The 21,462-nt window shown below is 67.7% G+C and carries 20 protein-coding genes; 17 read left to right on the top strand and 3 right to left on the bottom strand.

Annotated features, from left to right (window positions below):
- Nucleotides 1-26 precede the first annotated feature (26 nt).
- From KPL74_02135 to KPL74_02125, 3 genes are all read right to left on the bottom strand, one after another.
- On the bottom strand, nt 27-3,479 hold the full coding sequence (locus tag KPL74_02135) for a methylmalonyl-CoA mutase family protein (protein ID QWT20820.1): 3,453 nt from the start codon (nt 3,477-3,479) through the stop codon (nt 27-29).
- A 136-nt stretch (nt 3,480-3,615) separates the two neighbouring features.
- Nucleotides 3,616-4,605 (bottom strand): IS110 family transposase, encoded by a 990-nt coding sequence (locus tag KPL74_02130; protein QWT20819.1) that lies wholly within the window; start codon nt 4,603-4,605, stop codon nt 3,616-3,618.
- A gap of 387 nt (nt 4,606-4,992) precedes the next feature.
- The gene (locus KPL74_02125; GenBank protein ID QWT20818.1) at nt 4,993-5,868 is read right to left on the bottom strand and encodes an alpha/beta hydrolase; all 876 of its coding nucleotides are present in this window, start codon (nt 5,866-5,868) and stop codon (nt 4,993-4,995) included.
- Between the two features lie 178 nt (nt 5,869-6,046).
- On the opposite strand from KPL74_02125, the gene KPL74_02120 reads away from it, so the two are divergent.
- The 17 genes from KPL74_02120 (at nt 6,047) to yccS (ending at nt 21,445) form a co-directional block, all read left to right on the top strand.
- Nucleotides 6,047-6,382 (top strand): YXWGXW repeat-containing protein, encoded by a 336-nt coding sequence (locus tag KPL74_02120; GenBank protein ID QWT20817.1) that lies wholly within the window; start codon nt 6,047-6,049, stop codon nt 6,380-6,382.
- A gap of 199 nt (nt 6,383-6,581) precedes the next feature.
- On the top strand, nt 6,582-7,685 hold the full coding sequence (locus tag KPL74_02115) for a leucine dehydrogenase (GenBank protein QWT20816.1): 1,104 nt from the start codon (nt 6,582-6,584) through the stop codon (nt 7,683-7,685).
- A 199-nt stretch (nt 7,686-7,884) separates the two neighbouring features.
- Nucleotides 7,885-8,106: a cold-shock protein gene (locus tag KPL74_02110; protein QWT20815.1), complete on the top strand. Its 222-nt coding sequence runs from the start codon at nt 7,885-7,887 to the stop codon at nt 8,104-8,106.
- A 32-nt stretch (nt 8,107-8,138) separates the two neighbouring features.
- Complete coding sequence (locus KPL74_02105; GenBank protein QWT20814.1) at nt 8,139-8,357, top strand: cold shock domain-containing protein; 219 nt, start codon at nt 8,139-8,141, stop codon at nt 8,355-8,357.
- 296 nt (nt 8,358-8,653) lie between these two features.
- Nucleotides 8,654-8,923, top strand: a complete 270-nt coding sequence (locus tag KPL74_02100) for an acyl carrier protein (GenBank protein ID QWT20813.1) — start codon at nt 8,654-8,656, stop codon at nt 8,921-8,923.
- Nucleotides 8,924-8,990: 67 nt separating this feature from the next.
- On the top strand, nt 8,991-9,716 hold the full coding sequence (locus KPL74_02095) for a glycosyltransferase family 2 protein (GenBank protein QWT20812.1): 726 nt from the start codon (nt 8,991-8,993) through the stop codon (nt 9,714-9,716).
- Nucleotides 9,716-10,327, top strand: coding sequence for an outer membrane lipoprotein carrier protein LolA (locus KPL74_02090; protein QWT20811.1), 612 nt, complete (start codon nt 9,716-9,718; stop codon nt 10,325-10,327). Before KPL74_02095 ends, KPL74_02090 begins: the two co-directional genes overlap by 1 nt.
- Entirely contained in the window at nt 10,324-12,645 is a 2,322-nt protein-coding gene (locus tag KPL74_02085; protein QWT20810.1) for an MMPL family transporter, read from the top strand. Before KPL74_02090 ends, KPL74_02085 begins: the two co-directional genes overlap by 4 nt.
- A complete protein-coding gene (locus KPL74_02080) occupies nt 12,642-13,898 on the top strand; it encodes a beta-ketoacyl-ACP synthase (protein ID QWT20809.1) in 1,257 nt (418 codons plus the stop codon). The genes KPL74_02085 and KPL74_02080 overlap by 4 nt, the downstream gene beginning before the upstream one ends.
- Complete coding sequence (locus KPL74_02075) at nt 13,898-15,139, top strand: beta-ketoacyl-[acyl-carrier-protein] synthase family protein (protein ID QWT20808.1); 1,242 nt, start codon at nt 13,898-13,900, stop codon at nt 15,137-15,139. The genes KPL74_02080 and KPL74_02075 overlap by 1 nt, the downstream gene beginning before the upstream one ends.
- A gap of 7 nt (nt 15,140-15,146) precedes the next feature.
- On the top strand, nt 15,147-15,935 hold the full coding sequence (locus KPL74_02070) for a 1-acyl-sn-glycerol-3-phosphate acyltransferase (GenBank protein ID QWT20807.1): 789 nt from the start codon (nt 15,147-15,149) through the stop codon (nt 15,933-15,935).
- Nucleotides 15,932-17,143 carry a hypothetical protein gene (locus KPL74_02065; protein QWT20806.1) on the top strand — a complete coding sequence of 404 codons (1,212 nt, stop codon included), beginning with the start codon at nt 15,932-15,934 and terminating at the stop codon, nt 17,141-17,143. The genes KPL74_02070 and KPL74_02065 overlap by 4 nt, the downstream gene beginning before the upstream one ends.
- Nucleotides 17,133-17,576, top strand: a complete 444-nt coding sequence (locus tag KPL74_02060; GenBank protein QWT20805.1) for an acyl-CoA thioesterase — start codon at nt 17,133-17,135, stop codon at nt 17,574-17,576. The genes KPL74_02065 and KPL74_02060 overlap by 11 nt, the downstream gene beginning before the upstream one ends.
- On the top strand, nt 17,573-18,046 hold the full coding sequence (locus KPL74_02055) for a hypothetical protein (GenBank protein ID QWT20804.1): 474 nt from the start codon (nt 17,573-17,575) through the stop codon (nt 18,044-18,046). The genes KPL74_02060 and KPL74_02055 overlap by 4 nt, the downstream gene beginning before the upstream one ends.
- Nucleotides 18,043-18,771, top strand: a complete 729-nt coding sequence (gene fabG, locus KPL74_02050) for a 3-oxoacyl-ACP reductase FabG (GenBank protein QWT20803.1) — start codon at nt 18,043-18,045, stop codon at nt 18,769-18,771. Before KPL74_02055 ends, fabG begins: the two co-directional genes overlap by 4 nt.
- Before the next feature lie 21 nt (nt 18,772-18,792).
- The gene (locus tag KPL74_02045) at nt 18,793-19,302 is read left to right on the top strand and encodes a sel1 repeat family protein (GenBank protein ID QWT20802.1); all 510 of its coding nucleotides are present in this window, start codon (nt 18,793-18,795) and stop codon (nt 19,300-19,302) included.
- A 34-nt stretch (nt 19,303-19,336) separates the two neighbouring features.
- Entirely contained in the window at nt 19,337-21,445 is a 2,109-nt protein-coding gene (yccS, locus tag KPL74_02040; GenBank protein ID QWT20801.1) for a TIGR01666 family membrane protein, read from the top strand.
- Nucleotides 21,446-21,462: the final 17 nt, after the last annotated feature.

Genomic DNA, 21,462 nt, shown 5'->3' with positions numbered 1-21,462 from the left:
AAAAGATGTCGCGCGCGGGCGTGCTCCTACATGTTGCGGCGGTATTCGCCGCCGACGTCGTAGAGGGCGTGGCTGATCTGGCCAAGGCTGTTGTGCTTGACGGCGTCCATCAGCTGTTCGAAGACGTTGCGGCGATCGCGGGCGGTCTTCTGCAGGTTGCGCAGGCTGTCCGGGGCGAGGCCGTTGCGAGCCTTGCCGTACAGCAGCACGTTGTCGATCTGCTGGCCCTTCTCTTCCGGGGTGGAACGGATGAGCTCGATCTCGGTGGCGATCTCGCCGCCGTGGTCCTTGGGCAGGAAGGTGTTGACGCCGATGAGCGGAAGCGAGCCGTCGTGCTTCTTGTGCTCGTAGTACATCGACTCTTCCTGGATCTTGCCGCGCTGGTACATGGTGTCCATCGCACCGAGCACGCCACCGCGCTCGCTGATCGCCTCGAACTCCTTGTACACGGCTTCTTCAACCAGGTCGGTCAGCTCGTCCACGACGTAGCTGCCCTGCCAGGGGTTTTCGTTGAAGTTGAGGCCGAGCTCGCGGTTGATGATCAGCTGGATCGCCACGGCGCGACGCACGCTCTCTTCCGTCGGCGTGGTGATCGCTTCGTCGTATGCGTTGGTGTGCAGGCTGTTGCAGTTGTCGAACAGCGCATACAGCGCCTGCAGCGTGGTGCGGATGTCGTTGAACTGGATCTCCTGCGCGTGCAGCGAACGGCCGGAGGTCTGGATGTGGTACTTGAGCATCTGGCTGCGCGCGCTGGCACCGTAGCGCTCGCGCATCGCACGCGCCCAGATGCGACGGGCGACGCGGCCGATCACCGTGTATTCCGGGTCCATGCCGTTGGAGAAGAAGAACGACAGGTTTGGCGCGAAGTCGTCGATCTTCATCCCGCGGGCGAGGTAGTACTCGACGATGGTGAAGCCGTTCGACAGCGTAAAGGCCAGCTGGCTGATCGGGTTCGCACCGGCTTCGGCGATGTGGTAACCCGAGATCGACACCGAATAGAAGTTGCGGACCTTGTTGTCGACGAAGAACTGCTGGATATCGCCCATCATGCGCAGGGCGAATTCCGTGGAGAAGATGCAGGTGTTCTGCGCCTGGTCTTCCTTGAGGATGTCGGCCTGGACGGTGCCGCGCACGGTCGCCAGCGTGTAAGCCTGGATCCGCGCGTAGGTTTCTTCGTCGACGACTTCCTCGCCCGACACGCCCAGCAGGCCGAGGCCGAGGCCGTTGTTGCCGGCCGGCAGGTCGCCGTTGTACTTCGGGCGATTGCCGTCGGGATAGAGCTCGGCGATGCGGGCGTTGACGGCGTCCCAGCGCGAGGGTTCCTCGTTGAGGTGCTTCTCGATGTTCTGGTCGATCGCCGTGTTCATGAACATGGCGAGGATGATCGGCGCCGGGCCATTGATGGTCATCGACACCGAGGTGCTCGGCGCGGACAGGTCGAAGCCGGAATACAGCTTCTTCATGTCGTCGAGCGTGGCGATGCTGACGCCGGAGTTACCGATCTTGCCGTAGATATCCGGGCGCGGCGCCGGGTCTTCGCCGTAAAGCGTCACCGAGTCGAACGCGGTCGACAGGCGCGCGGCGGCGCCACCCAGCGACAGGTAGTGGAAACGGCGATTGGTCCGCTCCGGCGTACCCTCGCCCGCGAACATGCGGGTCGGGTCTTCACCGGCGCGGCGATACGGGAACACGCCACCGGTGTACGGGTAGTAGCCCGGCAGGTTCTCGCGCATCAGGAACGAGAGCAGCTCGCCCCAGTCCTTGGTCTTCGGCGGCGATACCTTCGGGATCTTCTGGTGGCTCAGCGACTCGCGGTAGTTCTCCACGCGGATCACCTTGTCGCGCACCGTGTACTCGTTGTACTCGGCGGTGACCGAGGCAAAACGTGCCGGCCACTCGCGCAGGAGGTTGATCGCTTCGCTGGACAGCTCGCGCACGGCCTCGTTGTAGCGCTGGCGCAGCGTGGCGAGCGAACGGTCGCCCTCGACGCTGAGCAAGGCATGGTCGTAGAGGTCGAAGGCACGCGGCAGCGCGTCGTCGCCGATGTCCTTGAGCGACTCGAAATAGTGCTGCGCCTTCGCCGCCGCTTCCGCCTGCTTCGCGATGCCGCCGTTCACGCCGCGGCCCTGCTCGGCGATCTCGGCCAGGTAACGCACCCGGCTGCCCGGGATCAGCACCGTCGCGCGCGGCTCGCGCAGGCTGGTGTCGACGTCCGGCGTCCAGCCCGCGCCCGGCAGCGAAAGCTTCTCGCGCAGCAGGCGGCACAGGTTGTCGAACATCCAGGTCACACCCGGGTCGTTGAACTGGCTGGCGATGGTCGGGTAGACCGGCACCTTCTCGTCGGCCAGCTGGAAGGCGATGCGGTTGCGCTTCCACTGCTTGCGCACGTCGCGCAGCGCGTCTTCGGCGCCACGCTTGTCGAACTTGTTGAGGACGACCAGCTCGGCGAAGTCGAGCATGTCGATCTTTTCCAGCTGGCTGGCCGCGCCGTATTCGCTGGTCATCACGTAGACCGGGAAGTCGACCAGGTCGACGATTTCCGAGTCGCTCTGGCCAATGCCGGCGGTCTCGACGATCACCAGGTCGTAGGCCTGGGCCTTGAGGAAATCGATGCAGTCGTGCAGCACCACCGAAGTGGCGGCATGCTGCCGACGCGTCGCCATCGAACGCATGTACACGCGGTGGCTGCGCAGGGAATTCATGCGGATACGGTCGCCGAGCAGCGCGCCACCACTGCGGCGACGGGTCGGATCGACGGCGAGCACGGCGATGCGCATCTCCGGGAAGGCATGCAGGAAGCGCAGCAGCAGCTCATCCACCACCGAGGACTTGCCCGCGCCGCCGGTACCGGTGAGGCCGAGCACCGGGGTCTTGCCACCGGCGAGTTTCCATTCCTTGCGCAGGCGCTCCAGCTCGGCCGACGGCAGCGCGTCTTCTTCGATCGCCGAAAGCATGCCGCCGATGGAGATCTCGTCGTCGATCGAGGTCGCGGCGGGCACCTGTTCGGTACGCGCCTTCTGCGCGTTGCGGGTGCGCGTCATCACGTCTTCGATCATCTCGGTCAGGCCGAGCTTCATGCCGTCGTTCGGGTGGTAGATACGCTCTACCCCGTACGCCTGCAGTTCCTTGATTTCTTCCGGCGTGATCGTGCCGCCGCCACCGCCGAACACGCGGACGTGGGACGCGCCGCGCTCGCGCAGCATGTCGACCATGTACTTGAAGTATTCGACGTGGCCGCCCTGGTAGGACGACAGCGCGATGGCGTCAGCGTCTTCCTGCAACGCCGCGCGCACCACGTCTTCGACCGAGCGGTTGTGGCCCAGGTGGATCACCTCGGCGCCCTGGCTCTGGATGATCCGGCGCATGATGTTGATCGCCGCGTCATGGCCATCGAACAGGCTCGCCGCCGTGACGAAGCGCAGCGGGCTGGCCTCCGCGTCGGTGTGGCTGGCGGGGATGTGCTTGGGCTGCGAGCTCATGGAAACTCCGGGAAAAACCGATGCGGGGATAGGGAACCCGCCAATTCTACCGCCGCCGCTGGCCCGGGCTCTGATGCAGTGCAGCGTGCGCGGCCGTATGCCCCCGCCCCTAACCCTGTAGATACTCTCTTCCCGGTCAACCCTGCCTAAGGTGCTCTGGGCTAAAAAGCTTGGTGACGTCGAAGTTTTCGTTGTCGCGCAGGCAAGCCCAGAGCCCGGTGAGGTATTTGCGCATGACTGCCGCGAGGGCCTGGCGCTTGGCCTTTCCGCGACGAAGCAGCTGTTCGTAGAAGGCTTTGACCAAGGGGTCGTAGCGCACGGCAACCAGCGCAGGCATGTACATGCCTGCGCGCAGGTAGGTGTTTCCGCCCTTGCTTAGCCGCGGCCGTCCGTGGACGCTCGTGCCCGATTGGGTGTGACAAACGTCCAGGCCCGCATGGCGGCTGACCTGCGGCGCTTTCATAGTGCTGGGAAGCATGGCCAGTTCAGCGAGTACCGCCATCGCCGAGACCTCGGCGATGCCCGGGGCTGCGGTCATGTGGCGAAGCTGGGCTTGGCGCACCGGATCGGTGTCGATCTGCTGGCGCATCGCACCGCGCAGGCGTTCGATGCGCCGATCGAGGGTGGCGACGGCCTCGGTTTCGTCCTCGAGCAGCAGCACATGCGTGCCCTTCTTGGCAGTCAGGGCGTGCAGGCGGTTCTTCGCGCGGACCCGCTCCCCCAACAGCCGGTTCACCTGCCGTCCCAGGTCCCGCAGGGCCAGGTCCGCCTGCTCCGGTGCGATCCAGCGTGCCGGCTTGAGCGCCTCGCCATACTCGGCAAGCAACCCCGCATCGATCGTGTCGGTCTTGGTGCCCTTGAGCTTGAGCTGGGCGAACCGCTTGGCACTGCGCGGGTTGATGACCGAGACCGGCAATCCAGCCCGATCCAGCGCGATGGCCAGGTCCAGGTGATAGATCCCGGTCGCTTCCATCACCACCCAGGAAGGCCGTAAATCCAGAAGCTTCCTGGCCAGCCGTGCATGTCCTGCCGGGGTTTGCTCGAACTTCCCCAGCGCAACACCCTTGCCGTTGTCATACGAGGCCACGGCGCAGTCGCGCGCGCTGACGTCCAATCCGATCGACATGACCATCCCTTACATCCTCCGCGAGTTAGCGTGAGAATGGATCCGGCTCCCCGACCCCGCATTTTTTGCCCCTGCAACCTTGTATGCGAAGTCCCTCGCGGGCTTCTGGATACTCTCCGCAGTTGGCAATGGGGCGGGGGGCCACTCTACAGGCGAAGTCAGGAACATCCTGCTTCAAGGAGCGCGCGGCCTCCCCGGAATCCTTCGCACACCCCCCGGATGGGAGGCACCGCCAAGATACAAGGAGCGCACCTGTGCGCGACCGATCTTGGCGACCACGCGCAGGCCCTGTTCCGGATTGGCCCAAAGATGTCGCGCGCAGGCGCGCTCCTACAGGTCAACGCCGAGCGCAATTACAGGTCCATGCCGGTCGCAGGTCGAGGGCAGTTACAGGTCGACGCCGGTCAGGAACGTTACCGCCGCCGCCTGCACGTCCTCGTCGTCCACGATCCGCCTGTGACCGAGCTTGCGCGTCTTCAACACCATCGCCCCGGGCCAGAAACGCCCATAGAGATCAGCTTCCCCGATCGGCACGTCCCGGTCGAAGACGTCGTGCACCACCAGCACCGGCTGGGTCCGCTTCGGCGCGTGGTGGCGGATGTGCAGCTCGCCGATCTGGATCCCGGTGCGCTTCGCCAGCGTGTCGTGCAAGGGACCGCGCAGGCGCTGGGCCAGGCGCACGAAGCGCGCGAACCGGTAGGTGGCGGCTTCCGGATCAGCCGCCGGCGCGATCAGGACCACGCGCTTCGCCGTCCAGCCGTCATCCAGGGCCAGCGTCACCGCCGCGCCGCCCAGCGAATGGGCGATTACCCCTTCCGCATCGCCGTAATGCCGGCCGATGGCGCGCACTGTGTCGACGAAGTCCGGCAAGGTGCAGAGCGTGCCGCCGCTGTGGCCATGCGCCGGCTGGTCGAACGACACAGCCGCCCAGCCTTTCGCGAGAAGCTGCGGGATCCAGGACTCCCAGCGCAGGCCCATGCTCGACCAGCCGTGCACGAGCAGGATGTACGGCTGGGAGGCCGGATCGCCCCATACATAGGTGGCGATGGCATCGCCTTTCACCTCCACGGTTTCGCGCCGGGCGGTCATGCTGGCCGCCGCATGCGCGGCACGCTCGCGGCTGCTCGGCAACGGCGTCTGGAAGAGGCGCGCGGCGTGCGCCACCGTCCGTCCCGGCGACAGCCGGCTGCCAAGGCGGTAAGCGAAGCGGATGCCCAGCAAGGTGGCGATGGTGCGAGCGCCGAAACGGCGTGGAGGCTTCATGGGGACGGCATTCTGGGCGTTCGGCCTGGTGGTTGAAGCGGCCGCAGGGAGGCGGGGCTCCCCGGCGATAGGCTTTCACGAAGCTGAACATCTTGCGGCAACAGGGTCAACCCGACCCGCCCGTCTCCGTTTTTCCTCACGAGTCCGCGCTACTGCGGATGTTGAAGGAGATCACCTCATGTCGAGCCTCACCCGCACCCTCGCCGCCGTGGCTGCCCTTGGCCTGGCCGCTGGCGCCGCCAGCTACACCCCGCCGGTCGCCGCGCGGGAAGTGGTTGTCATCCGCAACGCCCCGCCGCCGCCGCGCTTCGAGCGCGTGCCGCCGCCGCGCGCCGGCTACGTCTGGGCCCCCGGCTACTGGAACTGGTACGGCGGCCGTTATGTCTGGGTGGGTGGTCGCTGGGCGACCGGGCGGCCGGGGTACGTCTATCGCGGCCCGGGCTGGCGTCCGTATCGCGGCGGCTACCATTACGAACGCGAGGTCTGGGTGCGCGATCCGCACTGGCACCGCTAAAAACTTAACATTTGCGTGCTGCGCCGCATCTACCAACTCGGCGATAACGGTTTAAACTAGGCAGCTGACACGACACATCGCCCCCGCCATCCAGGTTGGGGCGATTTTTTTGGACGGTCGCTTCCCCACCGGTGGTCCCCACCGCCGGTTCGCCTCAAGGGGGCGGGCTGCACTACATGAAAACTGGAGTTTGCGTTCGATGATTTTCGAAACCATCGCCAACACGGGCCACGAAGAAGTCGTCTTCTGCCATAACAAAGACGCCGGCCTGAAGGCCATCATCGCGATCCACAACACCGTGCTTGGCCCGTCGCTGGGCGGCCTGCGCATGTGGCCGTACAAGACCGAGCAGGATGCGGTCAACGACGTGCTCCGCCTGTCGCGCGGCATGACCTACAAGAACGCGGTGGCCGGCCTGAACCTGGGCGGCGGCAAGGCCGTGATCATCGGCGATCCCTCCAAGGACAAGTCCGAAGCGCTGTTCCGCGCCTTCGGCCGTTTCGTCAACTCGCTCAACGGCCGCTACATCACCGCCGAAGACGTGGGCATCGACGTCAACGACATGGAATACGTCTACCGCGAAACCGAGTACGTCACCGGCGTGCACCAGGTCCACGGCGGCTCGGGCGACCCGTCGCCGTTCACCGCGTTCGGCACGCTGCAGGGCCTGATGGCCGCACTGCAGGCAAAGCACGGCAACGAAGACGTGGGCAAGTACAGCTACGCCGTGCAGGGCTGCGGCCACGTGGGCAGCGAGTTCATCAAGCTGCTGCGCGAACAGGGCGCCAAGGTGTTCGTCACGGACATCAACAAGGATGCCGTGCAGCGCTGCGTCGACGAACTCGGCTGCGAAGCCGTGGGCCTGGACGAGATCTATGACGTCGACGCCGACGTCTACAGCCCGTGCGCCCTGGGTGGCACGGTCAACGAGCAGACCATCGACCGGATCAAGGCGAAGATCATCTGCGGCGCGGCCAACAACCAGCTGGCCACCGACGCGATCGGCGACGAACTCGCCCGCCGCGGCGTGCTCTACGCACCGGACTACGCCGTCAACGCCGGCGGCGTGATGAACGTATCGCTGGAAATCGACGGCTACAACCGCGAGCGCGCCATGCGCATGATGCGCACGATCTACTACAACGTCGGTCGCATCTTCGAGATCTCCTCGCGCGACAACATCCCGACCTACAAGGCCGCGGACCGCATGGCCGAAGAGCGCATCAATGCCATCGGCAAGATCCGCCTGCCGCACATGGGTAACGGCGCACCGCGCTTCCAGGGCCGCATGCGCGGTCAGTAAGCACCACGCACCACGCAGCATGAAAAGCCGCCGGAGCGATCCGGCGGCTTTTTTCATGGCTTTTTCGCCACGCAAAAGCGGCAGCCACGCCGTGAGTGATTGAGCTGGCGACAGTTCGTCGGCCACGCCTAGGCCGTTAGTCGGATTCCTTCGCGCGCACGGCGGCCTAGCCTAGGCATCACATCAGTGAGGACGTGCCATGAACAGCCCAGGACAAACACGCGTGACCGGGACGGTAAAGTGGTTCAACGACGCCAAGGGATTCGGCTTCATCTCACGGGAGGGAGGCCCCGATGTCTTCGTCCATTTCCGAAGCATCCAGGGACAAGGATTTAAATCGCTGCAGGAAGGGCAGCACGTATCGTTCGTTGTCACCCAGGGCCAGAAAGGTCCCCAGGCGGAAGACGTACAGACCATCTGAGCACGTACCGCCCGGCATCCGGAGGAAGCGCCATGGATAGTGACCAGGGCGACAACAAGGACAAACGGCCCGTGTTCGCCCCGATGCGCCGGTTCACCGCGGTGCCCGCCGACCGGTCACGGTCACCGCGCGTTCCGACGAACGCCCCGACGCTCAAGCCGGGGCAGCGCGTGACGTTCGACGTCCACCCCGGGGTCGACGGCCCCAGCTACGCGACCAACGTCCGGGTCATCGACGACGAAGACCCCTGACCCCCGGTGCCGTCTCACAGGCTGGAGAGAGCGGCGCGGCGGCCACGGGCTTGCCGCGCCCAAACGGCGGCCGCTCGGCGACTCGCAAGTAGCTGCAATCTGGTACACTTCACCACGCCCCCGGCCTCTTGTAAGGCTTTGCCTACACGAAGCTTTTGGGTGCAGGGGAGTAAGGCCACACTGGTGGCACGACCAATTCAGATCACGACCTTCGTCGCCCTGGCGGCGCTGCCCCGCTTGTGTCCCAACGGACCGGCGGACAACGACCACCGCGGATGTAATGGACTTACCGAGCTATGAGCGCGATCCCAGCCGAAACCTTCACCCAAGACGACATCCTGGTGCGCCTGCGCTCGGTCCTGCACGAGACCTTCGAGATCGACCCCGCGAAGGTCACGCCCGAGGCCAACCTGTTCACCGATCTTGAACTGGACAGCATCGACGCGATCGATCTCGCCATCCAGGTCCAGGACATGACCGGGACCCGGATCAAGCCGGAAGACTTCAAGAGCGTGCGCACCGTGGGCGACGTCGTCGCCACCGTGCAGCAACTGGTCGCCCGCTGACGATCGCATGACGGGTACGGCCGGAACGGGCGCGCCTGGCGCGCGACCCTTCGCACCCTGCGCGGTCGTGCCGATCTACAACCACGGCCGGACCATCGCGGCCACCGCCAACGCGCTCACCGCGCACGGCCTGCCCGTGCTGATCGTCGACGACGGCTCATCGGAACCCACCCGCGCCATCCTCGATGCGCTGGTGGCCGGCCGCGACGACCTCACCCTGGTGCGGCTGCCCCGCAACGGCGGCAAGGGCACGGCGCTGAGTGCCGGTTTCATCGCGGCGCGCGATGCCGGTTACAGCCATGTGTTGCAGATCGACGCCGATGGCCAGCACGACACCGCCGACGTCCCGCGTTTCCTCGCCGCTGCCCAGGCGTCGCCCGGCGCGATGATCTGCGGCACGCCGGTGTACGACGCATCGATCCCCAAGGCACGGCTCTACGGGCGCTACCTGACCCACGCCTGCGTGTGGCTCGAAACCCTGTCATTCGACATCCGGGATTCGATGCTGGGCTACCGGCTCTATCCGCTCGACGCGACCTGCGCGGAAATCGCGCGCAAGCCGTTCCCGCCGCGGATGGATTTCGACACGGAAGTGGCCGTGCGCCTGTTCTGGCGTGGCGTGCCCGTGCACAACCTGCCCACCCGGGTGATCTATCCGGAAGACGGCATCTCGCATTTCCGCCTGTGGCGCGACAACGCGCGCATCACCGCCATGCACACGCGTCTTCTGCTAGGAATGCTTCCGCGCGCCCCGCGCCTGCTGTTCCGCAAATTCACACGGAAAACCCACTGATGCGTCGTCTGATCGCCATGCTCGCCCTGCTTTGCTGCGCCACCCTGGCGCAAGCCCAGGTGCCCCCGCTCGCCAACGACGTGCTGGCCAACCTGTCGAAGCACCAGCAGGTGCGCGCGGATTTCACCCAGACCCGCACGAACCCGGACCTGGCCGAGCCGCAGGTCAGCAAGGGCGAACTGCTGTTCGTGATCGGCCACGGGATGCTCTGGCACACGAAGCAACCCTACGAAGACACGCTGGCGCTGACCGCGGGCGACACCCGCCGGGTCGACGCCCAGGGCAACCTGCAGCGCGTGCGCGACGGCAACCGTGGGGTCAGCCAGGTCTCGGGCATGCTGCAGAGCCTGCTGGCCGGCAAGGCCGACGATGCCACGCGACAGTTCACGATCACCGCCGAGGGCAGCGTCGACGACTGGACCCTGCATTTCGTGCCGAAACAGGCCCGGGTCGCGCGCGTCCTCGCCGGCATCACCCTCAAGGGCGACGCTTTCCTGCAGTCGATCGAAGTAAAACTGGCCAGCGGCGAGAGCACCTCGATCACGTTCGCCGGCACGCGTGACGCGGGCACGCTCAGCGCACTGGAAACCAAGGCCCTCGGCATCCCATGAAGCCACTGACGACCACGGCCCGCGCGGCCGTCTTCGCCGTCGTTTCATTGATGGTCTGTGCGCTGGGCGCCTGGCTGTTGTTCGGCCGCGCCGCCTCGCCCCTGCAGACCGACCTGCTCGCCATGCTGCCGACCACCGAACGCAATGCGCTGGCCGAACAGGCCGTGGAGCGCCTGGGCAAGGCCAGCGGCGACCGGATGATCCTGCTCGTCGCCAACAAGGACGACGATGCGGCGAAGGACGCGGCACGCGAACTCGGCGTGGCGCTGGGCAAGGACAAGGTCTTCGCCAACGTGCTCGCCGAGCTGCCGCCGTTCGATCTCGAGCAACTGGTCACGCCGTTCCTGCCCTACCGTTTCCACCTGCTCACCGGCGACGACCGCGCCGCCCTGCTGGCACCGGGTTTCGATGCGGTGTCGGCGATCAAGCGCCGCCTGAACGAACCGTTCGGCGCGACGATCGGCCCGAAGCTGGGCGACGACCCGTTCGGCTGGATGCAGCACTGGCTGGATCGCCAGCCGTGGAACAGCGGCACGCTGGTGCCGGAAGACGACATGCTCACCGTGCATCGCGACGACGCCAGCTACGTGCTCGTGGTCGGAACGCTGGCGGGCTCGTCGTACGACGACGGCGTGCAGCGCCGCGCCCTGGCCACGCTTGCCGACGCCGAACGCGAGGTGCTGGCGAAGCATCCGGGTACGCGCGTGTTGCGCACCGGGGCGATCTTCTACGCCGCCGCGGCCCGCGCTGGCGCGGAGCGCGACACCCACGTGGTCGGCATCGCCTCGACGCTGGGCATCGCCGTGCTGCTGCTGTTCGTGTTCCGCTCCATGCGACCGCTGCTGATCGCCTTCCTGTCCACCGCGCTGGGCGTGGTTGGTGCGGTGGTGGCCACGATCCTGGTGTTCGGCCAGCTGCACCTGCTGACCCTGGTGTTCGGCGCCGCCCTGCTCGGCGAAGCCGTGGATTATTCGATCCAGTACCTGTGCGCCCGCGCGAACGCCGGCGCCCAGTGGGAACCGTTGCGTGGCGTGCGCCAGGTGAAGCCGGCCCTGCTGCTGGCGCTGGCGACCTCGTTGCTCGGCTACGCCCTGCTCGCGCTGGTGCCCTTCCCCGCCCTGCGCCAGATGGCCGTGTTCGCGATCGCCGGCATGTCGGTCGCCTGCGCCAGCGTGTTCTGGCTGTTGCCGGCCTTGCTGCGCAAGCCTGCGCGTGCACCGCTGGCCCGGCCCTTCGTCCGCGTCGCCCTCGGCTGGCAGCGGATCGCTTCGGGCCGTCGCGCGCTGCTGGCGATCGGCGTGCTGGCCCTCGCGGCCATCCCGGGCTGGATGCAGCTTGGGCATGACGACGACATCCACCTGCTGATCTCGCCGCCGCCCTCCCTCGATGCACAGACTGCCCTGATCCGCGACGTGGCCGGCTACGGCGGTGGCACGCAGTTCTGGCTGGTCGAAGGCAAGGATCCGGAACAGGTGCTCCAGCACGAGGAAGCCCTTACCGACCGCCTGCAGGCCGAACACATCAGCTGGACCGGGGTCAGCGCCATGTTGCCCTCGCAGGCACGCCAGGCGCAGAACCTCGCCGCCGTGACCCAGGGCGTGGGCGGCCCCGACATGGTCGCGCGCATGGTGGCGGGCGGCTTCAAGCCGGCGGCCGCCGAAGCGTATGCGGCCGCCTTCCCGGGCAAGCCATTCACCCTGGCCGACTGGAAAGCTTTCCCCGCGTATATGCCCTTCCAGTACCTGTGGATGGACAAGGGCAGCATCGTGGTGCCGCAGGGTGACGTGGACGTGGCGCGGATGCGCACGGTCGCGCAGGGCCTGCCAGGCGTCTCGGTGATCGACAAGCCCGCCAGCGTCTCCACGCTGTTCGGCGAATACCGTGGTTATGCCGGCCTGTGGCTGGGCGCCGCGCTGGTGCTGGTCGTGCTCGCCTTCGCGTGGCGCTATGGCGTGCGTGGCGCGTGGCGCGTCGCGCTGCCGCCGACCGCCGGCATCGTGCTCAGCGTCGCGGCGCTGGGTTACCTAGGCCAGCCGCTCACCCTCTTCCACCTGATGGCTTTGATGCTCGTGCTGGGCGTCGGCGCGAATTACGCCGTGTTCCTGCGCGAGGGTGAACCGCATGCGGCGCACATCCCCGGCGCCGCCTACGCCGGCGTGCTGCTGTCGGCCGTCACCGCCCTGCTTTCCTTCGGGCTTCTCGCCCTGAGTTCGATGCCCGCCCTGCAACATTTCGGCCTCACCCTGCTGCTAGGCATCGGTTTCACCGCCCTGCTCGCCCCGGTGAGCGTCACCGCACCCGTGAAAGACCACGCATGAACACCTCGGCACACGCCAGCCGCGCCCTGAAGCGCGTCGTCGTCACCGGCTTCGGCGGCATCACGCCGCTGGGCCACGACTGGGCTAGCATCGAGCCGCGCCTCCGCGAGTTCCGCAATGCGGTGCGGCGGATGGGCGAATGGGATTACTTCGATGCATTGAACGGCCGCCTCGGCGTGCCGGTGGACGATTTCGCCACGCCCTCGCACTGGTCGCGCAAGCACACCCGTTCGATGGGCCGCGTCGCGTTGCTGGCCACCGCGGCAAGCGAACGCGCACTCGCCGATGCCGGGTTGCTCGACGACGAGCGCATCCGTGACGGACGCATGGGCGTGGCCTACGGCTCGTCCGGCGGCAGCATCGAACCGGCGCGCACGGTGGGCCGGATGCTCGAGACCGGCTCGATGCAGGGCGTGACCGCCACCAGCTACATCCAGATGATGGCGCACACTACGGCGGTGAACGTCGGCGTGTTCTTCGGGCTGAAGGGCCGCGTCATCACCACGTCCAGCGCGTGCACTTCGGGCAGCCAGGCGATCGGCTATGGCTACGAGGCGATCCAGCAGGGCAAGCAGCAACTGATGCTCTGTGGAGGCGCCGAAGAGCTTTCCGGCCCGGGCGCGGCCGTGTTCGATACGCTGTTCGCCACCAGCACGCGCAACGATACGCCCGGGCTCACGCCGCGGCCGTTCGATGGCAAGCGCGATGGCCTCGTCGTGGGCGAAGGCGCCGCCACCCTCGTGCTCGAGGAGTACGAACATGCCGTCGCGCGCGGCGCACGCATCTACGCCGAGGTGATCGGCTTCGGCACCAACTCCGACGGTGCGCACATCACCCAGCCCACCCGCGAAACGATGGCCGCCGCGATGCGCATGGCGCTGGACGATGCAGGCATCGCCGCGAGCGAGGTGGGGTATGTGAGCGCGCACGGCACGGCCACCGACCGCGGCGACGTCGCCGAAAGCCACGCGACGCACGACGTGCTCGGCGGCGCGGTGCCGATCAGTTCGATGAAGAGCTACGTCGGCCATACGCTGGGCGCATGCGGCGCGCTGGAATCGTGGTGGGCGATCGAGATGATGCGTCGCGGCTGGTTCGCGCCCACCATCAACCTCGACGCACCCGACGCCGAGTGCGCGGCGTTGGACTACCTCACCGGCGAAGGCCGCGAGATCCAGACCGACATCGTGATGAACAACAACTTTGCGTTCGGTGGCATCAACACATCGCTGATCTTCAGGGCGCACCGCTAATGCGGCGTGTGGTCGTGACCGGCATGGGCGCCGTGTCCTGCCTCGGCGCAGGCCGCGCGGCCCTGTTCGACGGCTTGCGCGCCGGGCGCAGGGGCTTTCGCGACATGCCCGGGTACGCCGCGCTGGGCATGCGCTGCCGTACCGCGGCACCGGTGGACCTCGGCGACCTCGCCCCGCCGCCGCGCAAGCTGCGTCGTTACTTCCCCCAGGCCGCGGAATACGCGTGGCATGCCACCCGCGAAGCGCTGGCCGAAGCGGGCATCGACGAAGCGCGGGTCCGCGAGCGCGATGTCGGCATCGTCATGGGCGGCTCGGCCGCGCTCTCCGAATACGAAGCCGGGCTGGAGGTGTTCCATGCGAAGGGCTATGGCCGGCTGTCTCCGTTCATCGTCCCGCGCAGCATGGGCAGCGCCATTGCCGCGACGTTGATCCACGCGTTTGGCTTCGGTGGCCGCGGCTTCACGGTCGGCTCGGCCTGCACCAGCGCCACCCACGCGATCGGCCAGGCGATGGAGCTGATCCAGCTCGGCCGCCAGGAGATCGTTGTCTGCGGCGGCGCCGAGGAACTGCACGACAAGGCCTCCATGTGCTTCGACGTGATGAACGCGCTGTCCACCACCAGCGTCGCCGGCGGGGCGGTGTCCACGCCCTATGCCGCGGATCGCGACGGCATTGTGCTCGGTGGCGGCGCCGGCGTGCTGGTGCTGGAATCGCTCGACCATGCGCTCGCGCGGGGCGCCACCATCCTGGCCGAGATGGCCGGCTACGGTGCCGCATCGGATCCCGAGGGCATGGTCAATCCGCATGCGGACGGCATGGCCGAAGCCATGCACCAGGCGATCGACCTCGCCGGCGTGATCCCGGACTACGTGAATACCCACGCCTGCGCCACCCTCCACGGCGACCTCGCCGAATGGCAGGCCCTGCGTCGCGTGTTCGGCGACCGCGGCCAGCCGGTGCCGTGGATGTCGTCGATCAAGGGCCTGACCGGGCATGCGCCCGCGGCCTCCGGCGCACTGGATGCCATCGCGTGCATCGGCATGATCGAGCACGGCGTGCTGCTGGCCGGCGCCGCCCCAGCCGAGGCGGACGAAGCCTTCGCCGAGGCCCCGCTGCTCGACGGCGAACGCGACGCCACGATCGAAGCCGTGCTGACCAACAGTTTCGGCTTCGGCGGCAGCTGCGCGGCGCTGGTCATCCGGCGCTACCATGACCCCGGATCCGCCCACAGCCAGGCCTGAGCATCGCATGCACCTCGCCGCCGACATGACGACGCGCCGCCAGGACGCCTGGCCGTGGCGATTCGCCTGCACCGCCCTGTCGTTCGCCCTGTTCGGGCTGGGCGGGCTGGTGCTGCGCGTGCTGGTGCTGCCGGTGGTGATGCACTGGCCCGCGCCGTTGCCGGTGCGTCGCCGCCGCGCCCGACGCACGGTGGGCCGGGCGTTCTGGCTGCACTCGCAATTCATGTTTCGCACCGGTGTCGTCCACTACCGCTTCGAGGGGCTGGAAAAGCTGGGTCGCCCAGGCCAGATGATCGTCGCCAACCATCCGTCGCTGATCGACGTGGTGTTCCTGATCGGCCACGTGCCGGATGCGAACTGCATCGTGAAACACGGCCTGTGGAAGAACCCCTTCATGCGCGGGCCAGTCAGCGTCGCCGAGTACATCAGCAACGACGGCAGCGCCGACATGCTCGATCGTGCCGCCGACGTGCTGCGCGAAGGCCAGACCCTGATCGTCTTTCCCGAGGGCACGCGGACCACGCCGGGCCAGCCACCGGTGTTCCACCGCGGCGCGGCGGCGATCGCCGTGCGCGGCGCCAGCGTCGTCACGCCGGTCTTCATCACGGTGGTGCCGACCACGCTCACCAAGGCCGAGCCCTGGTATCGCGTCCCGCACCGGCGCGTACACATGCACCTGCGCGTGGGCGACGACATCGAGGTCGCGTCATTCAGCACCGACACCCCGGCGCCGATCGCCTCGCGCCGGCTCAACGAACACCTGCATCGCCTCTACGCCATGGAATTGCCCGCATGATCGCCCGCCAGCACAAGGCCCCGGGCAAGCTCACCAACCTCCTGCTGGTCGCGGTCGGCCTGCTTTATCCGTTCATCGTGTACTTCGGCAGCGACCACGTTTCGCCGCCCGTGTTCGGCCTGATCCTCGGCGCGCTGTGGCTCATCCGCGCACCGGCCCTGGTGCACCAGCCGGGCGGCCGCTGGATGCTGGCGATCATGCTCGCCTACTGTGCGGTTCTCGCGCTCGGCGGCCACGAACGCCTGCTGCGCTGGTACCCCAGCCTCATCTGTGCGCTGCTGTTCGCTGCGTTCGGCCTGAGCCTGCGCTTCGGGCCCCCGATGATCGAACGCTTCGCCCGCCTGCTCGAACCCGAGCTGCCACTGGCGGCCGTCGCCTACACGCGCAAGGTCACCTGGGTATGGGTGGTGTTTTTCGCCGCGAACGGCAGCGTGTCGGCGTTGCTCGCCGCCTGGGGGCCGATGTCGTGGTGGACGTTCTATAACGGCGTGCTCGCTTACCTGGTCATGGGCTCGCTGTTCGCGGTGGAGTGGGTATGCCGCCAGCGCATGCGCCGGCGCCTGCGTGCCGCGCCGATGACCCTTGCCGCCGGTCGCCTTGCGTCGCACCCATGGGTCGCGGCCGCGGTGGGCGGGCATGCGGAAAACCAGGCGCCGGGGATGATCGTGGCGCTTTCACCGGCGGGTCGCATGGCGCTGCTGCGCCACGGTCGCGCGGGGCTGGTCAGCGAACTGGGCCAGCACGCGGCGGGCGACGATGCCTTGTCGACCCCGCTGGCGTGGCGCTTCGTCGACACCCTGCCCGATCCGAGCTGCATCGACCTGCTGCTGCAGTCGCCGTTGCCGCGCATCGCCAGTGTCCTGTCCGAGCAGGTCGAGGGCGACACCCACGTACTTTCGCTCGAACTGCCGCTGGACCTGGCTTGCTTCGCCGACCACTTCCCGGATGCACCGGTGTTACCCGGCGTGCTGCAGATTGCGTGGGCGCTCGAGTTCGCCAGCCCGCGGCTGGGTACGCCGGCGACATGTCGTTCCGTCGACCAGCTGAAGTTCCAGCGCCTGCTGCGCCCCGGTGACCGCGTCGAACTCCGCCTGCGCCATGACCCGGCGCGCGGCCGCCTGCACTTCACCTATCGCACGGTGGATGCAACGTGTTCGTCGGCCTATCTGCACGTCGGACCCAGCGAGGGCACCACCCATGCGCGGTAAAGGCGTGCTTTCGGCCGAGGTCGAGCTGGTAGTGCCGTTCTTCGACGTCGACTCGCTCGAGATCGTCTGGCACGGCCACTACGTCAAATACCTGGAAATCGCCCGCTGCGCATTGCTCGACGACGTCGGCCACAACTACGTGAGGATGAAGGAAACCGGCTTCGCCTGGCCGATCATCGACCTGCAGCTGCGCTACGTGCAGGCCGCGCGCTTCGGCCAGCCGCTACGCGTGCGCGCGGAACTGGTCGAATGGGAAAACCGGCTGAAGATCCATTACAGCGTAAGCGACGCGACGACGGGCGAGCGCCTCACCCGCGCCAGCACCGTCCAGGTCGCCGTACGGCTGGCGGATGGCGAGATGCAGCTGGTTTCGCCGGGCGTGTTCATCGATGACGTGGAGCGTCGCCTCGCCCGCGAAGGCATCGTCCCATGAGCCACTGGCCAATCGAACAGCTGCTTCCCCACGCCGGCCGCATGATCTGGATCGATGCCGTGGTGGAGTGGAGTGCCGACCGGATCGTCTGCGAGCGCACCGTGCGCCGCGGCGACGCCGAAGTCACGCTGGATGGCCTGCCGGCGTGGGCTGGGGTGGAACTGATGGCGCAGACCGTCGCAGCGTGGAACGGCTGCCAAGTGCTGGCCGACGGCGGCGACGTGCGCCCGGGCTTCCTGCTCGGCACGCGCGCCTATCGTGCGGATGCGGATGTGTTCCCGCCGGGCACGCGCCTGCGGGTGGAAGCCGTGCGCACCTTCCACGACGATGACGGCATGGCCTCGTTCGCCTGCCAGGTCGACGGCGGCGGCGTGCACGCCGAGGCCCGGCTCACCGTGTTCAGTCCGCCGGACCCCACCCCTTTCCTCGATCCACGCAACAACCTCGATCCCACCGGAACCGCACCATGACCCAGACCGTCCTCGTTACCGGCTCCAGCCGCGGCATCGGCCGCGCCATCGCGCTTGCCCTGGCGGATGCCGGCCACGACATCGTGGTCCACTGCCGGTCCCGCCGCGACGAGGCCGAGGCCGTGCAGGCCGACATCCTCGCGCGCGGACGCCAGTCCCGCGTACTGCAGTTCGACGTGGCCGACCGTGCCGCGACCGCAGCAGCGCTGGAAGCGGACGTCGCCGCGAACGGCGCGTATTACGGCGTGGTGTGCAACGCTGGCCTGACCCGCGACGGTGCGTTCCCCGGCCTGTCGTCAGACGACTGGGATCAGGTGCTGCGGACCAACCTCGACGGCTTCTACAACGTGCTGCACCCGCTGGTGATGCCGATGATCAGGCGCCGCGCCGCCGGGCGCATCGTCTGCATCACCTCGGTGTCAGGCATGATCGGCAATCGCGGGCAGGTCAACTACAGCGCATCCAAGGCGGGCGTGATCGGTGCTGCCAAGGCGCTCGCGGTGGAACTGGCCAAGCGCAAGATCACCGTGAACTGCGTTGCGCCGGGTTTGATCGATACCGACATGCTCGAGCCGGAAGTGCCGGTGGAGCAGATCCTGAAGGTGATTCCCATGGAACGCAGCGGCACACCGGAAGAAGTCGCAGCCGCCGTGCGCTTCCTGATGAGCCCGGATGCAGGCTACATCACCCGCCAGGTACTCGCGGTCAACGGCGGCCTCTGCTAACGCGATCGGGCGACCCGCACGATGAAAAAAGCGCACCCGGGTGGAACCGAACACGCTGGCCTGATTCCCCGGCCGATCGATAGCGCGTATACGGCGACGAATGCCACGGATCCGCGTTATGCGAAGGCATTGCGCATCGCCCGTCGTGGCGGCGACCTGACAGACGCTTATGAGCTACTGCGCCATGCGGCCGAAGATGGCGATGGCTTGTCGATCTATGCGCTGGCGACCTGGTATCTGCATGGCACGCATGTGCCACGCAACATACGCATGGGTAACCAGATGCTGAAAGTCGCTGCGGAGAAGAACGTCGCTGCGGCGTGCAGCGACCTGGGCGTGTCGTATTACAACGGCTGGGGTGTCCGCAAGAACTTCAACCTGGCCGCCCGTTACTACCTTCGCGCCTTCCTGCTAGGCGACCTGGAGGCGGCGAAGTGGCTCGAACAGTTGTTCTTTCGGGAAGGCAAGGACATCAAGGTGCGGGACGTCGGGCGTGAATTCGGCCGATTCCAGGCGGCGCGAGGGCCCTGACGCGCGGGACGCATCCTGCCGCTAAGCTAGGGCCATGATGCCGCTTCGCCACCTCGCCGAGTCCGACCGTTTCGCCGATGTGCTGCGCGTATGCCTCGCACTCGCGGGCGTGACAGCCTGGTGCACCTGGCACGGCCCGGCCGACGCGATCGTCCCTGCCTTGCTCGGCGCCATCGCCTGTGCACTTGCCGAGACAGACGACGCACTGCCTGGTCGCCTGCGTGGGCTGGTGGTCACCCTGGCCTGCTTCGCGCTGGCTGCCACGGCGGTGAAGGCAGCGATAGGCACGCCCGTGGCGTTCGCGATGCTCCTCCCGGTCGGTACCTTCCTGCTGGTCATGCTCGGTGCCGCCAGCGGCCGCTACGCCACCATCGCCACGGCTACGCTGATCCTCGCCGTCTACACGATGATCGCCTCGGACGCCGGCGGAAGCCATGGTGCGGCGGACACGATCGCCCTGCTTTCCGGCGCAGCCTGGTACGGCGCGTTGTCGCTGGCCTGGAGCGCACTCGCGCCGCAGCGTGCGGTCCGCCATGCGCTCGCTCGCCTGTTCGAATCGCTGGCGACGCTGATCGAAGCGAAGGCCGCGCAATTCGAACCGGTCCGCGGCCTCGACCACGATGCCCTTGCGCTGGACTTCTCCCGGCGCAACCAGCGCACCGTGCAGGCGCTGACCGAAGCACGCGTCGCCCTGTTCGACCGCATCGGCCGGCGCCAGCCACGCGGTCGCCTTGCTTCGCGGCTGGCGATGTTCTTCGTCGCCCAGGACATCCACGAACGGATTACCTCGTCGCACTATCCGTACGATGAGCTGGCCAACGCGCTGTACCACAGCGACGTCATGTTCCGTTTCGGACGACTGCTGCGCCTGCAGGCGCTGGCCTGCCGCGAGCGTGCCGACGCCATTCGCCGGATCGCCCCGCTCACGTCGATCGCGCTGCCACGTGCGGCGCTGGACGACCTGCGTGACGCACTCGCCCATCGCCAGCGCGGCCCGGGCGACGACCCCGCACTGGACGATGCACTGGCGGCCCTGCTCACCAACATGGAAGGCCTGCAGGCGCTGATCGAAGACGAAGGCAGCCTGCGCGGCGACGGCGATATCGCCCTGCAAGGCGGCGAACCCTCCTCCGTGGCCGACGCCATGCGCCGCGTCCGCCTGCGGCTGAACCGGCGTTCGATGCATTTTCGCCACGCCATGCGCCTGTCGATCGGCATGCTCGGTGGCTACCTGATCATGCTGGCGCTGCATCCCCTGCACGGTTACTGGATCCTGCTGACGACGTTGTTCGTCTGCCAGCCGGGCTACGGCGCGACGCGGCGTCGTTTCGTCCAGCGCATCGTCGGCACCACGGCCGGCCTGCTGCTCGGCTGGGCCTTGCTGCGCGCCTTGCCGGGCGGCGACTGGCGCCTGCCCGTGCTGGTCGCGACCGGTGCCGCCTTCTTCGCCTTTCGCCTGCGCCGCTACGCGCTGGCCACGGGCGCCATCACCCTGTTCGTCCTGCTCTGCTTCGATCGCGTGGGCGCGGGCTACGACGCCATCGGGCCGCGCTTGCTCGACACCCTGCTCGGCGCCTTCGTCGCGGCCGTGGCGATCCGGTTCGTCCTGCCCGACTGGCGCGTGCGCCGCCTCGACGACCTGGTCGCCGACGCGCTGCTCGCCTACGGGCGCTATCTGGAGCGCATCGCCGGCCAGTACGCCACCGGCAAGGCCGACGACCTGCCCTACCGGATCGCGCGGCGCGACGCCCACGCGGCACAGGCCCTGGTCGCCGGCAACGTCGCGGAACTGTTGGGCGAGCCAGGCCATCCCCCGGGCCACGGCGAACACGCGCTGCGCCTGCTTACCCTGCTGCAGGCCGGGCTGTCGCACCTTTCCACGCTGGGCGCGCACCGCCAGGCCCTCGCAACGGAGGAAGCGCAGGCCGTCGATGCCACCGCCCACCGCGTGGCCTTCGGCTTCAACGCGCTGGCCGAACACCTGCGTGCCGGCACCCCGGCTCCCCTGCTCGGTAGCCCGGAACTCGTGGTCGGCACGTCACTACGTACCCACGCCGCAGGCGATACCCTGCGCCTCGTCGACCGCCAGTGTTTGCTGCTGGTCCGCGTCCACGACCGCATCGCCGACGCCGCCCAGGCGTGATTTGCTGCGACGCGCCG

The sequence above is a fragment of the Bacillus sp. NP157 genome (genome assembly GCA_018889975.1).
Lineage (GTDB): Bacteria > Pseudomonadota > Gammaproteobacteria > Xanthomonadales > Rhodanobacteraceae > Luteibacter.
The sequence above is the reverse complement of the archived record's forward strand: the minus strand, read 5'-3'. Positions and strand labels throughout refer to the sequence as shown.

Bases quoted from the DNA above. Each gene is read 5' to 3' on its own strand.
- KPL74_02055 (QWT20804.1), top strand. From the start codon at position 17,573: ATGAGCCACTGGCCAATCGAACAGCTGCTTCCCCACGCCGGCCGCATG.
- KPL74_02110 (QWT20815.1), top strand. From the start codon at position 7,885: ATGAACAGCCCAGGACAAACACGCGTGACCGGGACGGTAAAGTGGTTC.
- KPL74_02130 (QWT20819.1), bottom strand. From the start codon at position 4,605: ATGTCGATCGGATTGGACGTCAGCGCGCGCGACTGCGCCGTGGCCTCG.
- KPL74_02105 (QWT20814.1), top strand. From the start codon at position 8,139: ATGGATAGTGACCAGGGCGACAACAAGGACAAACGGCCCGTGTTCGCC.
- KPL74_02120 (QWT20817.1), top strand. From the start codon at position 6,047: ATGTCGAGCCTCACCCGCACCCTCGCCGCCGTGGCTGCCCTTGGCCTG.
- KPL74_02080 (QWT20809.1), top strand. From the start codon at position 12,642: ATGAACACCTCGGCACACGCCAGCCGCGCCCTGAAGCGCGTCGTCGTC.
- KPL74_02075 (QWT20808.1), top strand. From the start codon at position 13,898: ATGCGGCGTGTGGTCGTGACCGGCATGGGCGCCGTGTCCTGCCTCGGC.
- fabG (QWT20803.1), top strand. From the start codon at position 18,043: ATGACCCAGACCGTCCTCGTTACCGGCTCCAGCCGCGGCATCGGCCGC.
- KPL74_02125 (QWT20818.1), bottom strand. From the start codon at position 5,868: ATGAAGCCTCCACGCCGTTTCGGCGCTCGCACCATCGCCACCTTGCTG.
- KPL74_02100 (QWT20813.1), top strand. From the start codon at position 8,654: ATGAGCGCGATCCCAGCCGAAACCTTCACCCAAGACGACATCCTGGTG.
- KPL74_02085 (QWT20810.1), top strand. From the start codon at position 10,324: ATGAAGCCACTGACGACCACGGCCCGCGCGGCCGTCTTCGCCGTCGTT.
- KPL74_02065 (QWT20806.1), top strand. From the start codon at position 15,932: ATGATCGCCCGCCAGCACAAGGCCCCGGGCAAGCTCACCAACCTCCTG.
- KPL74_02060 (QWT20805.1), top strand. From the start codon at position 17,133: ATGCGCGGTAAAGGCGTGCTTTCGGCCGAGGTCGAGCTGGTAGTGCCG.
- KPL74_02070 (QWT20807.1), top strand. From the start codon at position 15,147: ATGCACCTCGCCGCCGACATGACGACGCGCCGCCAGGACGCCTGGCCG.
- KPL74_02115 (QWT20816.1), top strand. From the start codon at position 6,582: ATGATTTTCGAAACCATCGCCAACACGGGCCACGAAGAAGTCGTCTTC.
- yccS (QWT20801.1), top strand. From the start codon at position 19,337: ATGATGCCGCTTCGCCACCTCGCCGAGTCCGACCGTTTCGCCGATGTG.
- KPL74_02090 (QWT20811.1), top strand. From the start codon at position 9,716: ATGCGTCGTCTGATCGCCATGCTCGCCCTGCTTTGCTGCGCCACCCTG.
- KPL74_02045 (QWT20802.1), top strand. From the start codon at position 18,793: ATGAAAAAAGCGCACCCGGGTGGAACCGAACACGCTGGCCTGATTCCC.
- KPL74_02135 (QWT20820.1), bottom strand. From the start codon at position 3,479: ATGAGCTCGCAGCCCAAGCACATCCCCGCCAGCCACACCGACGCGGAG.